Source organism: Thermosyntropha lipolytica DSM 11003 (assembly GCF_900129805.1).
Taxonomy (GTDB): domain Bacteria; phylum Bacillota; class Syntrophomonadia; order Syntrophomonadales; family Syntrophomonadaceae; genus Thermosyntropha; species Thermosyntropha lipolytica.
In genome coordinates this window covers 52,785-66,537 of sequence record NZ_FQWY01000007.1, presented here as the reverse complement: position 1 = coordinate 66,537, position 13,753 = coordinate 52,785, and the positions used below count along the sequence as shown (strand labels likewise).

Annotated in this window: 12 protein-coding genes; 2 read left to right on the top strand and 10 right to left on the bottom strand. The window is 40.0% G+C overall.

The features are described from left to right. Positions 1 to 14 precede the first annotated feature (14 nt). The 5 genes from BUB92_RS03130 to BUB92_RS03110 form a co-directional block, all read right to left on the bottom strand. Positions 15 to 869: a 3-hydroxyacyl-CoA dehydrogenase family protein gene (locus BUB92_RS03130; RefSeq protein ID WP_200774183.1), complete on the bottom strand. Its 855-nt coding sequence runs from the start codon at positions 867 to 869 to the stop codon at positions 15 to 17. Between the two features lie 26 nt (positions 870 to 895). After that, positions 896 to 1,990: a 6-phosphofructokinase gene (locus tag BUB92_RS03125; protein ID WP_073089834.1), complete on the bottom strand. Its 1,095-nt coding sequence runs from the start codon at positions 1,988 to 1,990 to the stop codon at positions 896 to 898. Positions 1,991 to 2,097: 107 nt separating this feature from the next. Next, positions 2,098 to 3,246 carry a S1C family serine protease gene (locus BUB92_RS03120; protein WP_073089831.1) on the bottom strand — a complete coding sequence of 383 codons (1,149 nt, stop codon included), beginning with the start codon at positions 3,244 to 3,246 and terminating at the stop codon, positions 2,098 to 2,100. An 81-nt stretch (positions 3,247 to 3,327) separates the two neighbouring features. After that, positions 3,328 to 4,668: a YheC/YheD family endospore coat-associated protein gene (locus BUB92_RS03115; protein ID WP_073089828.1), complete on the bottom strand. Its 1,341-nt coding sequence runs from the start codon at positions 4,666 to 4,668 to the stop codon at positions 3,328 to 3,330. Positions 4,669 to 4,691: 23 nt separating this feature from the next. Next, complete coding sequence (locus BUB92_RS03110; RefSeq protein ID WP_073089825.1) at positions 4,692 to 6,038, bottom strand: YheC/YheD family endospore coat-associated protein; 1,347 nt, start codon at positions 6,036 to 6,038, stop codon at positions 4,692 to 4,694. 104 nt (positions 6,039 to 6,142) lie between these two features. Between BUB92_RS03110 and BUB92_RS03105 the strand changes: the two genes are divergently transcribed. Together BUB92_RS03105 and BUB92_RS03100 are read left to right on the top strand one after the other, a co-directional pair. Then, positions 6,143 to 6,607: a 2-thiouracil desulfurase family protein gene (locus tag BUB92_RS03105; RefSeq protein WP_073089822.1), complete on the top strand. Its 465-nt coding sequence runs from the start codon at positions 6,143 to 6,145 to the stop codon at positions 6,605 to 6,607. Continuing rightward, positions 6,604 to 7,590, top strand: coding sequence for a DUF814 domain-containing protein (locus BUB92_RS03100; RefSeq protein WP_143156852.1), 987 nt, complete (start codon positions 6,604 to 6,606; stop codon positions 7,588 to 7,590). Before BUB92_RS03105 ends, BUB92_RS03100 begins: the two co-directional genes overlap by 4 nt. Here the strand turns inward: BUB92_RS03100 and BUB92_RS03095 are convergent. The 5 genes from BUB92_RS03095 to BUB92_RS03075 all read right to left on the bottom strand — a co-directional run bounded on the left by BUB92_RS03095 (position 7,583) and on the right by BUB92_RS03075 (position 13,750). Beyond that, positions 7,583 to 8,128 carry an SGNH/GDSL hydrolase family protein gene (locus BUB92_RS03095; protein ID WP_084728297.1) on the bottom strand — a complete coding sequence of 182 codons (546 nt, stop codon included), beginning with the start codon at positions 8,126 to 8,128 and terminating at the stop codon, positions 7,583 to 7,585. The genes BUB92_RS03100 and BUB92_RS03095 overlap by 8 nt on opposite strands. 52 nt (positions 8,129 to 8,180) lie before the next feature. Beyond that, positions 8,181 to 10,919, bottom strand: coding sequence for a UPF0182 family membrane protein (locus tag BUB92_RS03090; RefSeq protein ID WP_073089812.1), 2,739 nt, complete (start codon positions 10,917 to 10,919; stop codon positions 8,181 to 8,183). Between the two features lie 65 nt (positions 10,920 to 10,984). Next, the gene (locus BUB92_RS03085) at positions 10,985 to 11,818 is read right to left on the bottom strand and encodes a phosphorylase family protein (protein ID WP_073089809.1); all 834 of its coding nucleotides are present in this window, start codon (positions 11,816 to 11,818) and stop codon (positions 10,985 to 10,987) included. 22 nt (positions 11,819 to 11,840) lie between these two features. After that, entirely contained in the window at positions 11,841 to 12,905 is a 1,065-nt protein-coding gene (gene mqnC / locus BUB92_RS03080; RefSeq protein WP_242938988.1) for a cyclic dehypoxanthinyl futalosine synthase, read from the bottom strand. A 17-nt stretch (positions 12,906 to 12,922) separates the two neighbouring features. Beyond that, the gene (locus BUB92_RS03075) at positions 12,923 to 13,750 is read right to left on the bottom strand and encodes a menaquinone biosynthetic enzyme MqnA/MqnD family protein (protein WP_073089806.1); all 828 of its coding nucleotides are present in this window, start codon (positions 13,748 to 13,750) and stop codon (positions 12,923 to 12,925) included. Positions 13,751 to 13,753: the final 3 nt, after the last annotated feature.

The window sequence follows — 13,753 nt, the reverse complement described above, 5'->3', positions numbered from 1 at the left end:
TCCCCATAAAAAGTTCAGCTGTAAACATAAAATCCGCGTCCCGATTTTTTCCCCAGATGTCCTGCTCTAACCATGGTAGCAAGTAAAGGATGCGGACGATACTTGGTATCTCTAAACTCATGGTAAAAACTTAAAATTACGGCATATACAGTATCTAAACCTATCATGTCGGCTAATTCCAGAGGTCCTACCGGCATACCTGCTCCCAGTTTCATGGCCAAATCAATTTCCTCTGCCTGGGCCAGGCCTTCAGCATATATGAAGATGGCCTCATTTATATAAGGAACCAGTATTCTATTAACTACAAAGCCAGGGCTTTCGCGGGAAATAACAATTTTTTCTTTGCCGATTCTGCTTACAAAATAAGAAGCAATTTCTACGGTTTTTTCATCTGTTTCCATCCCTTTCACAATTTCCACTAGTTGCATGGCCGGAACAGGATTAAAAAAATGCATCCCTATTACCCGTTCAGGATGTTTGGTAGCCGAAGCAATTTCCGTTATAGATAAAGAAGAAGTGTTAGTAGCCAGAACTGCATCTTGACGGCACATATTATCCAGTTCAGCAAAAAGCTGTTTTTTGACAGCCATATTTTCTACTACGGCTTCTATTATTATATCAGCATCATAAATCTGGGCTAAATCAGTAGTAGGAGTAATACGATGCATAATTTTTTCTTTCTCTTTTTCATCTATTACTGCTTTGCTTATCAGCCTGTCCAGGTTTTTTTCAATAGTTTTCATCCCTTCCTGAGCCAGGGAGAAATGTAAATCGCGTAAAACCACCGAATACCCTCCCTGGGCTGCTACCTGGGCTATTCCCGCTCCCATTATGCCAGCCCCTAGTACAGCTACTTTATTTATCTGCATATATATTTGCCTCCTTAAAAGCCAGGTTAGTCTCCAAAGCTTATCCCTACGGAACGGGCAGCATGAATAAGGTCTGAATCCAGTGGGACCTTGCGCAGTTCTTTTATGGCTTCCACCAGTGGTACGGTAACTATGTCCGTTCCTTTTAGAGCTACCATCGTACCGAATTCACCACGGGCAAAAGCATCTACGGCTGCTACTCCATACCTGGTTGCTAATATGCGGTCATAAGGTACAGGAGATCCTCCTCTTTGCAGGTGGCCCAAAACGGTAACCCTGGTTTCAATTCCCGCCCGCTTTTCGATTTCTTCGGCTACTTTGTTTCCAATTCCTCCTAGCCTTATCGGATCATGGCTTTGGGGAACAACCTTTTGCACTACCATTTCTCCATCTTTAGGTCTGGCTCCTTCTGCTACTACTATAATACTGAATTTTTTGTTTTGCCTGTATCTTTCTTTTATTTTGTTAATCACTTTTTCTATATCATAAGGTATTTCCGGAATAAGTATGACATCGGCTCCGCCCGAAACTCCCGCATGGAGCGCAATCCAGCCGGCATATCTTCCCATAACTTCCAGTATCATTACCCGGTGGTGGGATTCGGCAGTGGTATGCAAACGGTCTAAGGCTTCGGAAGCAGTATCTACTGCGGTATTAAAACCAAAAGTAACATCGGTTGCTGCCAGATCATTGTCAATAGTTTTAGGCACCCCTACTACAGGAACCCCTTTTTCATAAAACTTGTAGGCAATATTTAGACTGCCGTCTCCACCTATTATTATTAATCCTTCTAAACCTAATTTTTTTAAATTTTCAATTGCCCGGTCGGATTGATCGGTAAATTCGGGATTTTCCGGCGTGCCCCCTGTCATATAGCGAAAAGGATTGTCACGATTGGTAGTACCTAAAATAGTGCCTCCGATATGGGCAATACCTGAAACCTTTTCTAAATCTAAATTAATATAATTATTTTCGACTAAACCTTTAAAACCATCAAGAAAACCTATCACTTCATAATCATATACATTTATAGCTGTTTTCGTCACTGCGCGAATTACTGCATTAAGTCCTGGACAGTCTCCTCCCCCAGTTAGAACACCGATTCCTTTTGCCTGTGCCACCTGAAGATTTCCTCCTTTAAACCAGCATAATAAACAAGGTGGGATCTCCCCCACCCTTATCAGCTTATTATTTTATTCGCCAGGAAATGAGAATATCCTTTTAGAAATTATGGTTTTTCTGCCAGTTGGACTGTTACCAGCATAGTTTTTCCTTCCCTTATTATCTCTAGCATTACCTTATCATTTACCTTTTTCTTGCTTAATATTCTCTGTACATCTTCGCTTGTTTTGACCTTTTCTTTATCGATGCCTACTATCACATCATACTGGCGTAAACCTGCTTTTTCAGCCGGGCTTCCTGCTACTACTCCGGCAATAATAGCTCCTGCCTCTTCTATATTGAGATAGCTGGCTATTTCTTTATCTACGGTCTGCAAATATACCCCCATATAGGGCCTTACAACTTTACCTTTTTTAATAAGTTCCTGCAGAACTTCTCTGGCTGTATTGATAGGAATGGCAAAACCTATTCCCTGAGCCTGGGCATTAACTGCGGTGTTAATTCCTATTACTTCACCTTTAGTATTCAGAAGGGGTCCGCCGCTGTTGCCAGGGTTTATGGCAGCATCTGTTTGTATTAAATTCTTATATATCCTGCCATCAATTGATAAGGGTCTTCCTTTGGCACTTATCACCCCGGCAGTTACTGTATGGTCAAGTCCATAAGGATTGCCAATAGCAACTACCCATTCCCCTACTCTGATCTGGTCTGAATTTCCCATTTTTAAGGGAGTAAGTTTATTAGGGCTTTCAATCTTTAAAACTGCCAGGTCCATTTCATAATCTTGTCCTACCACTTTGGCTTTATACTCTTTGCCACTTACATTGACTATTATCTCACTGGCCTGGTCTATAACATGCTGGTTAGTAAGTATATAGCCGTCTTCACTTATTATAAAACCGGTCCCAATACCTCTCTGCACATTTCGCCTGGGTAGATTAAACTCATAGCCAAAAAATTCGCGGAAAAAAGGATCGTTGAAAAAGGGATTATTGGGGTAGGTTGTACTTACTACCCTGGTTTCGATATTTACTACGGAAGGACTAACCTTTTCCACCATATCGGCAATATTAGTCGGGCCAATAACTACCGTACCGGAAGAAGAATTCTTTTCCTGAGCTGCCAAAGCCTCTGGATTTTTATTTACCGGTTCGGCATAATTTAAGCGGGTTAAGCCTATACCACCTACTATGGCAACTATAAGCATTATCAGCAAGAGTTTTAGAAAATTATTAAAACTTTTATGATGCAGCATAATATCACCTCTCCTTAAAAATTACTCGCATTCTCATAGAATAATATAGCACTGTGAATCCGCTTAGAAAAGCAGGTGAAGTTATTGTGAAATTTTGAACCCGGCCAGGTAGGCTGCATATTCTAAAGGCCTTTTAAAAGTATTTTTTACAATAGTCATAGATAATTCGGTTTCTGTGGTTTTACGCGGTTTAGAATTTACTTCAATAAGCCAGAGATGCCCTTTTTTATCTATACCTATATCTAATCCCAGCTCACCATAGATGCCTTTTCCTGACCCTTCCAGAGTAGTAGCTACATTATAGCATAAATTTTCAATTTCTCTATTTTTTTCTGCGATCAAATCCCGGGAGCGAAAAATATAATGCATTACTTTTTTGCTTAACTGTACCTTTCCTCCGCTGCTCAAATTAGATATTCCACTTCCCTTTGGCGCTACCCGGACGAATTTTTTGCTTATCTGCCAGTTGCCCTGACCATTTTTTTGATATATTATCCTGAGATCAAAAATAGACCCTTTGTAGTCAGCCATATCTATACCTTGTTGAATAATATAGGCCTTTTTTTCTCTCACCTTGGAAGTCTTTCTTATAAAATCTGCTGGATTTAAGGCCTGACTTTTAAAATGCTTTTTATCATAAACCGTGTAATGCAGTTTTTTATCATCCTCCTTGCCAGCCAATCTGATAATCTTGCGGCCCAGACTTCCATCAACTGGTTTTATATATAATACCTTATATTTATTAAGCATTTGCTCAAGATTATAGAGGCTTAAAATCCTGGTTTCGGGCAAGTAAGGATGAAGTTCAGGATTGCTGATGAGGATTTCATGTACTTCCCACTTGTTTAAAAACGAAGGATTAAAATAGTAAGCAGTTTTTTTTAATCTTTCCCTCGTTTTTCTGTGCTTTATCTCGCTTCGGCGGCTTGATATGCGGTCATATACCACATCAGGTAGAGGATAAGTTGAAGCCACCCATATGCCATGCTGGGGGGTAGTCGGCTTAAAATTATAGCCGATAACCGTTTTTTCTCGCCAATTAATTCCGTGCGGAGTAAAAATAAAAATCTGTCCCGGCATTTTTTGCCCTATTTTGCTTAAATATATGAGTTCAGCCTGGGTGCTTTTGGGATCAAATTCAGGTTGGTTAGGAATAGAAGCGGCTAAAATGCCAATGGTAGGACCAATATGCAAGACTTTATTTAGCAAATCATATCTTATATGCAAGCGGTTTTTTTTCTTTAAATATAACTTTTTAGCCAGTTCAGGCGATACCATATATATAAGCCTATCTTCCCGGCGGTCTATAATAAGCTTAGAAATTACGGTTATATTACCTGCTCTTACCTTTATCTCCGGAACAGCTGCAAGACTCAGCTTTTCTGCCAGGGCTCCAGATATTATTATTTTACCTACTGGCATATATTTCTCCCCTCAAGACGAGATTAAAACCCTCCCAAATATTTGGCATATAACATGGGATTGGTAATAGATTTTATTCTGGTTTCGTTTTCTCCCATCAAAGTAAATACCTGGCGGGCCGGCCTTAAATTGGCCTCAATAAACCAAATCTTTCCCTTTTTATCGATACCTAAATCAATACCCATCTCTCCGCAATTGCCGATACGGAATTCCAGAACCCGGGCTACTTTTAAAGCTAATTGTTGCAATTTTAAAACTATATATTTTATTTGGGCTTGCTCAAAATTGAATTTTAACACTTCCTCCAATTTTTTAGCTGTTCCCCCGCAGGAAATATTGCTGGCTATAGCTCCATTACCACCTATACGACATGCAATACCGGTTATATGCCATTGATGGCCATAACTTTTTTGTACTAAAACCCTAACGTCAATTATTTTATTTTGCCATCTTATGAGGTTAATCTCCTTTTGTACTATATACTTTCTGTTCATCATTATGCTTTTTAAATTTAAATAAAGCTCAGTTATGCTGCTAGTTTGACCGGAGATCGGCTGTTTACTGTTGTGGCCCCAATACTGATATATTCCGTTTTTTTTCTTTATTACCTTGATTATGTTTTTTCCCTGTTCCCCGCCGATCGGCTTTAAATAAACTGCTCCATATTTGTTAAGCATATTATCCACCTGGCGTCCAAAATCTACCACCAGCCGGGTGTCCGGAAGATGGGGTTTTATTTCCGTATCTTCAGATAAAATCTTATAAGTCTCCCATTTATCCAGTAAGCTACTTGTTAACATCGATATTCCATTTCGGCTTAAACGCTTGCGTATACGCATTTTTTGCGCATTCGTCATGCGATCACGGGGATAAATTACATCAGGAAAAGGAAAAACCCCTGGTATCCAGCTGTCTTCTTTAATCGTATACCCCCGGATTTTTTTCTTTTTCCAATCTATGCTGTAAGGACTAAAAGCGAAACATAATTCTCCTAATCCCTGCCCGATTTTTATGGCTTGCTTAATAAAGGAACTCTGTCCCCCAAAAGGCTTATCTCTTGAAGTTTTATTTAAATCTGCCATAATGGCTACTACCGGTCCTAGTCTTATTTCTTCTTTATTTATTTTTACATTGTATTTTTGCTGGGGAGATAAGGCTAATCGGTTCAAGGTTTGAGGATTAAAAGCCAGCATATGGCTATCATCTTCTACCAGATAAAGGCTGAATTTTTCTTTAAGTTTTCCTATCCTTATAGAAATGTTCTGATCAGGCATAATGGGATAGCAGCCTACCAATCGGGAACTGATTTTCAGGGTCTTACTATCTAGCTTCGGATCTATATCTACATAGACGGTATTTATTTCTTCCACTTATCTATCACCTGTAAGTTGATATTTATCTTATAATATGAAATTAGAACAGGCTTTGCGCTAACGTGTATTATTAAAATGACAGGATGGGGAATAATAAAGCTATGAATCTTATAAGTGCATGTTTATGTGGTTACAATTGCAAATACAATGGAAAAAATAATTTTCACCCGCTTTTTAAAGAGTTGTTGGATAAGGGGGAATTTATACCGGTATGCCCTGAAGAATTAGGGGGGCTTCCTACTCCCAGGCCGCCGGCAGAAATTCAAAACGGAACGGGTATAGATGTGCTTAAAGGAAAGGCTAAAGTAATCAATAAAAAAGGTGAAGATGTAAGCAGTTTTTTTATTAAAGGCGCTTATATTACCCTGCAAAAAGCCTGGGAAAAGGGAGCTGTTTATGCTATACTAAAAAGCCGGAGTCCTTCCTGTGGAGCAGGCCAAATTTATGATGGGTCATTTAATTCAGTTTTACGGGAAGGGGATGGCGTAACGGCTGCTCTTCTCAAGCAACATGGAATAAAGGTCATAACCGAAGAAGAATATTTAAAAGGAGAATACAGATTATGAAGGCGGTCAGTTTGTTTTCTGGAGGATTAGATTCTCAGTTGGCGATAGCTCTTATACAAAAACAAAATATTGAAGTTATTGCTATAAATTTTATTACCCCTTTTTTTGGCCTGAAAGAATCAACCATAAAGGCAGCAGAAAATCTAGGGGTTAAGCTTTTAACTTTTGATCTGGGCCAGGAATACATAGATGAGGTCTTAAAAAATCCTAAATACGGCTATGGCAAAAACATGAACCCTTGTATAGACTGCCATGCTTTTATGTTTAAAAAAGCCGGCGATATGATGAAGGATCTGGGAGCTTCATTTATAATTTCGGGAGAAGTTTTAGGCCAGAGGCCTATGAGTCAGAATAAAACAGCCCTGCATATAGTGGAAAAGCTTTCCGGATATCAAGGCTATATTGTAAGGCCTTTGTCAGCCAAGCTGCTTCCTCCTACTATTCCGGAGGAAAAAGGCTGGATAAACCGTGATGAATTAGAAGATATAAGCGGAAGAAGCCGCAGCCGGCAAAAAGAACTGGCGGAAAAGTTAGGTATTAAAGAATATCCTTCTCCCGCCGGAGGATGTTTGCTTACCGAAGCCAACTTTGCCCGCCGGCTCAAAAAACTTTTAGAAGCTAAACCAGAGGCTAAACCGGAAGAAATGCATATACTTAAAGTAGGTCGTCATTTTTACATCGATGACAATCTTCTGGTAATAGGACGCAATAAAGCGGAAAATGAGATGTTAGAAAAAATAGCTTTGAGTTCGGATAAATTTATAAAAGTAACTGATCGTCCGGGGCCTCTTGCTGTTTTCCGCTCTTTTAGGAATTTTTATACTGATGAGCAGTTAAACCGGGCTGCTTCTATATTGGCCCGGTATAGTGATGCCCGCGATGAGGAAAAAGCCAATATTAAGATTTATTCTCCCACCGGGGAAATCGAAAAAATATTTCAGGTTAAACCTTTAGCTCCGGAGGAAGTGCCGGCCACTATATAAAAAGGTTTAAATCAATCTGGGCAAACATGGCTTTATAACCCTCCCTGGTGGGATGACCCCCATCAGGGAGAAGGAGATGTTTTTTAAGGATATGGTTCTCATCGTAAAAAGCCTTGCTGAAATCAATTACCGGAAGGTTTAAGCTTTTAGCCAGCTGTACTAGCCAATCCCTCAAGTTTTGCAACACTTTTTCCCAGGCGGGATAATCAACCGGTGTAGGAAGCCCTAGTACCACTTTTATTCCCTGCGCCAGGGCTTCTCTTACCATGTTTTCTATATTAAAAGTTATGGCTGCCAGACTTTCTCCCTGTACCACATCATTTATCCCTCCGGTGATTATTACATAATCCGGCTTTAAATCCAGCACATCCCGTTTAAACCGCCGGAGCATGTCTTCGGTAGTATTGCCATTGATCCCTTTGTTAATTACCTTGCCATTTATCTGTTCAGCCAGCATAGAAGTCCAGGAATGCTCGGGTCCATAAGGGAACCCATAAGTGGTGCTGTCGCCCAGGCATACTATTTTTATCTCTGCCATCTTTATTTCCCCCCATAAGTATTGTGTTATGTTGTAAGGAAAAGAAGCCCGGCTAGTAAGCCGCAGCTTCTTCCATTTGTTTTAATACTTTTTCCAGATTCCTTATATTTTCTCCATATCCGGCCCAATCTCCCTGCTGTAAGAGCCGGTTAGCCTGGTCATAATATTCTCTTGCCTTTTTCGCCAGTTCGCGAAGGTCAGTTCCGGCTTCCAGTGAGGGAGGGGTTTTCTCCTCTATATTGACCTTTTTCTCTCCAAACAGTTTAAGCAGAGCAGCATCCAGGGTAGGCTCCATAACTATCCGATTTTCAAAAGCTACAATAACCCGTTTAAGTTCAGGAATCTTCCCATTTTCCGCCTGCAGATACAAAGGCTCTACATAAAGGATAGAATTTTGTATCGGTATGACTAGCAGGTTGCCCCGGTAAACATTAGAGCCCCTTTGATCCCATAAGCTTATCTGCTGGGAAATGTAAGTATCCTGATTTATCCTGGATTCAAGCTGGTAAGGTCCATATATAGTTTCTTGTTTGGGGAAATTATAAACCAGCATTTTTCCATAGTTGTCACCATCATTGCGCACGCACATCCAGGCTACCATATTAGGTCGGTTTTTGGGTGTAAAAGGAAGCATAAGTATATACTCTTCTTCAGTTTCTTCAGGCAGTCTCATAATAATGTAGTAAGGTTCCATCTCAACTGGCTTATTTCCAACAATTTCTGTAGGAATGAGCCAGATATCTTCTTTGTTATAAAAAACATTAGGGTCAGTCATATGGAAAGTCTGATACATTTTAGCCTGAATAGTAAACAGCCAGGATGGATACCTTATATGGCTCTTAAGTTCTGGTGGCATCTGTTCTAAAGGTTTAAATACCCCTTTAAATATCCGGCTGTAAGTTTTTATAACCGGGTCGGATTTATCAGCTATATAAAAGTCCATTTCTCCGGTATAAGCATCTATAACTATTTTTACGGCATTTCTTACATAGTTATTGCCCCGACGGTCAAAAGGTTGAGAATAAGGATACTTGTCCGAGTAGGTATAAGCATCAATGATCCAGTATAATTTGCCATTTTCTTTATTTATTACTATATAAGGATCATCATCAAAATAGAGGTAGGGAGCAATTTTTTTAACCCTTTCTACTATATTGCGATTCATTAATATCTGGCTTTCCTTAGTTATATCTGAAGACAGCAGCATTTTATAATCCTTAAGTACCCAGGCGAACATGAGTTTTTTGCCTACTGAATCAAGTTTTATGCCATTTTTGCCTTCATAGAAGCAATAGACATTAGTATTTCCCATAGGATAGTCGAATTCTTTTTGTTTAGTATTTACAATGACATAGGAGTTAGTAAGTTCTCCAAAATATATCTCGGGTCTTTTTACAGTTAAGTCAGTAGTAAAAACAGGTGGTATATCTTTGATAAAAAAGCGCGGAAAACCTTCTTCTTCTACTTCATTTACCGGGCTTACTACTAAACCATAGCCATGAGTATACATAAGTCTTTCATTTATCCAGGTACGGGCATTTTCAGGAAGCCCGCTGGGGTCAATCTCACGGGCGGCCAGCATTACCTGACGGTATTTGCCATCTATAACATAGCGGTCGATATCGACATCATTAAATACATAGTAGGGACGAAGTTCCTGTAAGCTCTTATAGGTAGTAAGCAATGGCTGCCAGTCCCAGAGCCTTATATTATTAATAGTCGGGGCATCGCTAGGATTATTTATATCCAGTTTATAATCAACCGGAAAATCTTTGTGTTCAGCTTGATCCAGAGCATAGGCCTGCCGCGTATATTTTATAGCATTTTCGATATACTTCTTTTCCTTATTAAACTCATTAGGCTGAACGACAAATTTTTGCAAAAGGCCAGGATAAATTCCGCTCAAAACCAGAACAATAACCAGCCATACGGCAATACTTCCTACGATCCAGCTTACCCGCCTTATGAATATATTGAGCAGGATTACAGCGGCAATTACCAGCGAAATTATCACCAGAGCTTTATAGGAAACTAAACGGGCATATACATCAGCATAGGTAGCCCCAAACACTATACCTGAAGGGGAAAATAATATTTCATAAGAAGCAAGTTTGTATTTGAGGGCTTGCAGGGCAAATATAGCGGCAAAAAGGGTTGCCATATGTCCCTTGGCTACGGTAAATTGTCTCCAGTCTCCAAATAATATATTAGACGAAGCATTAAACAGGTATATGGTTCCGACAATAATAGTGATGAGAATTAAGGTGGACATTAATATACTGTATATAAACTGATAAAAAGCCAGATTAAAAAAGTAAAAGCTTAAATCTTTATTAAAAATAGGATCGTTAATATTAAAAGGCACCTTATTTATATACTGCTGCACCAGAATCCATTTATCAGCTACCGAAGAGCTGATCAAAAATGCTATAAAAAGGCTTATGCCTATAAATATCCAGGTAGCATATTTCCCCTTTAAAAATTCCAGCCAGGGGGATTTATGCCGCTCTTCATCCAGATAAATTACGGTAGGGTCATCATCTTCATCTTTATAATTAATGCCTATATTTTTGCGGGTAAAAATAAGGTTTATATAGCAGAGCAGAAAAACAGCCAGAAATACTGCGGCATACAAAACAATCTTATTAAGGAGTATAGTAGTAAAAACTGCTGCATAGTTTACAGATTTGAACCAGAGAAAATCGGCATAAAGATGAAGAAAAAGAGAGATTCCTCCCAAAAGGAGTAAGAAAACTATAAGCCTTATCGTACTCTTATTATTTCGCGCCATATTTACCTCCTTTTTAATCCCGCCTTTGCCTATTGCGCAGGCCTGTTTTTATAAAACTTCCCCCTCTAATAAACAGGTTTTAAAAGGGTTTCTTTTCGCAATTCAGCACACTGGCAGCCAGGAACTGGCGGGAGCTGTTTTAAAAATTCAAATATTATCTTTCCTATTGCAGCACTTTCTGCATAAAAGATATCTTTAAGCTCCTCATGCTGCCAGGGAGTTACTACACCTTCAGCATAATTTACCACTAAATAGATGCCGGCATAGCAAGCCCCTATCTCACGGGCCAGATAGACCTCAGGACATATGCTCTGCCCTATAATATCAGCCCCGGCTATTTTGTAATAGTTGACTTCTGCCGGGCTTTCAAAATGCCTTCCATCCGTATTGCAGTATATTCCGCGTTCAAAGACTTTTCCTTTGCGCCAGTTTTGTTGGGCTATGGAGAATATTTTGTCCCGCATCTCCGGACACAGCGCATCCCGCATAATAAGAAGATGCCGATCTTCAAGCCCTACATCTTTGCGCATAGAAAAATCCATATAATCATGAGGGATAACTAGATCCCGGGGATTTAAGAGATGATTTACCGCTCCCACCCCGCCTTCCGCTATTATCCGTTTTACTCCTGCCTGTTTAAACACCCAGAATATCTGCCGGGACGCATCTCCTCTTTTAATTCCTCTCCTCCATCCATGCATACGGCAGGCTAAAACCCTGCGGATTCCTTCCCGGCTCTTTACTGCCAACAGCTTAAACTGGGGACTGGTGCCAAAAGGGGTTTCAAATTTTAAAGTTTCCAGAACTTCTACATAATCCAGCCCCAAATCCTCCGGAATTTCAATGCTTAAAGTGCTGGAGCCTCCTATAAAGGCAAATTCTGCTGCTGGTACATACATCTATATCGCCTCACCTTACAGTTTAAAAAATTTGCAGTATGTTATAGGACGTGTCTCTCTGGGCCGGTATTCTGCCTGCCGAACGGATAAGGGAAATCATTTCTTCTTTTTTCATCTTATAAAAAGTGCCTGCTGCCCTTACCACATTTTCCTCGATCATTATGCTTCCCAAATCATCAGCCCCAAAAAGAAGGGAAAGCTGTCCAATCTCTTTGCCCTGAGTAACCCAGGATCCCTGTATGTGCTTAAAATTATCCAGATAAAGCCTGGATAAAGCCAGAAAACGCAGATAGTAAAGCGAAGAAATCTTATCTCCCGCCAGCATATTATTACCTGGCTGATAAGTCCAGACAATGAAAGCCCTGAAACCACCTGTTTGGTCCTGCAAGTCGCGAATTTGGTGCAAATGGTAAAGCTGGTGTTCTAATTTTTCAATACTTCCCATCATCATGGTAGCCGTAGAAGCAAGTCCTATTTCATGAGCTGTTTTCATGATAGAAAGCCATTCTTCCGTACTTATTTTATTGGGGCTTATCTCTCTTCTTACATCATCATGCAGGATTTCTGCTCCTCCTCCGGGCAAGGAATCAAGTCCGGCCTCTTTTAGCCTTAAAAGGGTTTCCTTTATGCTTAACCCGGATATTTTAGCAATAAACGATATTTCAGGAGCACTTAATGAATGCAGGGTTATATTATATCTGGCTTTTATATCTTTAAACATGTCGGTAAAAAAAGTTATATCCAGCTCTTCATTAAGCCCTCCCTGTATCATGAGCTGGGTGGCTCCCAGATCTATTGCTTCCTCAATCTTGGCCCAAAGAGCTTCGCGGTCGATGACATAAGCATCTTTCGCTTCCCTTGTCCGGTAAAAAGCGCAGAATTTACACCGGCAGCTGCAAATATTGGTGTAGTTTATATTGCGGTCGATTATGAAAGTAGCTAAATTATGGCCAAATATTTTTTGCCTTCTGGCATCAGCCGCTTTCCCTAAAGCAAAAAAATCAGCTTCCTGCCAGAGCTTGACAAATTCCTCATCTGTCATGCGTTTTCCATTTACGATATCTTCCAATAATCTATCAGCTCGCAAATCTATCCTCTCCAGCTTTATATATTGAGTATTTTTAAAGGCGGAACCTTTTCTAAAATACCTAACTTATGGGCATAGCGATAATATTCCTCAAGTCCTTCCTGTTTGGAAAGGTCAAAATCAAAACGCAAACTCTTAAAATAGTCTACCAGGTAGGAGGTAGTAAAATCTTCCCAGTAAGCCGCCTTGGCGGCTACCTCTTCAACATTTTCCAGGCTCAAGCTTATGGAGTCGACAAAGGTGTTTTTTATAAGCCTTATGGTATCCAGGTTTTTTTGCGCAAACTCTTCCCTTATTGCCCATACGGCAAACACCATGGGCAGACCTGTTTTATCCTTCCATAATTGGCCCAGATCATATACGAAAAGCCTCTTTTCCTGCTTGTATTTAGCCCTCAGGGCATCATCACCTATAAGCAAGGCGGCTTCTCCTTCTAAAAGCATAGCTCCCAGTTCTGGAGCTGAAATAAAATAGTGAGGTTCAATCTTATAAAAAAAGTGCATCAGTATATATAAAAGATTAACCGAAGTAGCAGATATATTGCTCAGGGCAATCTTCTTGCCATCCAATTCTTCAATCGGCACTTTGGAGAACAGGTAAACACTTTTAACTTCTCCATCACAGCTTATCGATATATCCGGCATCAGGACATATTCCTCATAATTTTGGGCATAGGCAATAGAAGAAATAGGAGCCAGATCAAGCTCTCCCTCTTTCAACATGCGGTTTAGATCAGTCGGGTTGCCTTTTATCAGCTCTATTTCCAGTAAAAACTTTTTCTCAATAAGTCCATAAAAAAGGGGAAAACAATTTATAAACTGTATGTGTCCTACTCGCGGCCGCATCCT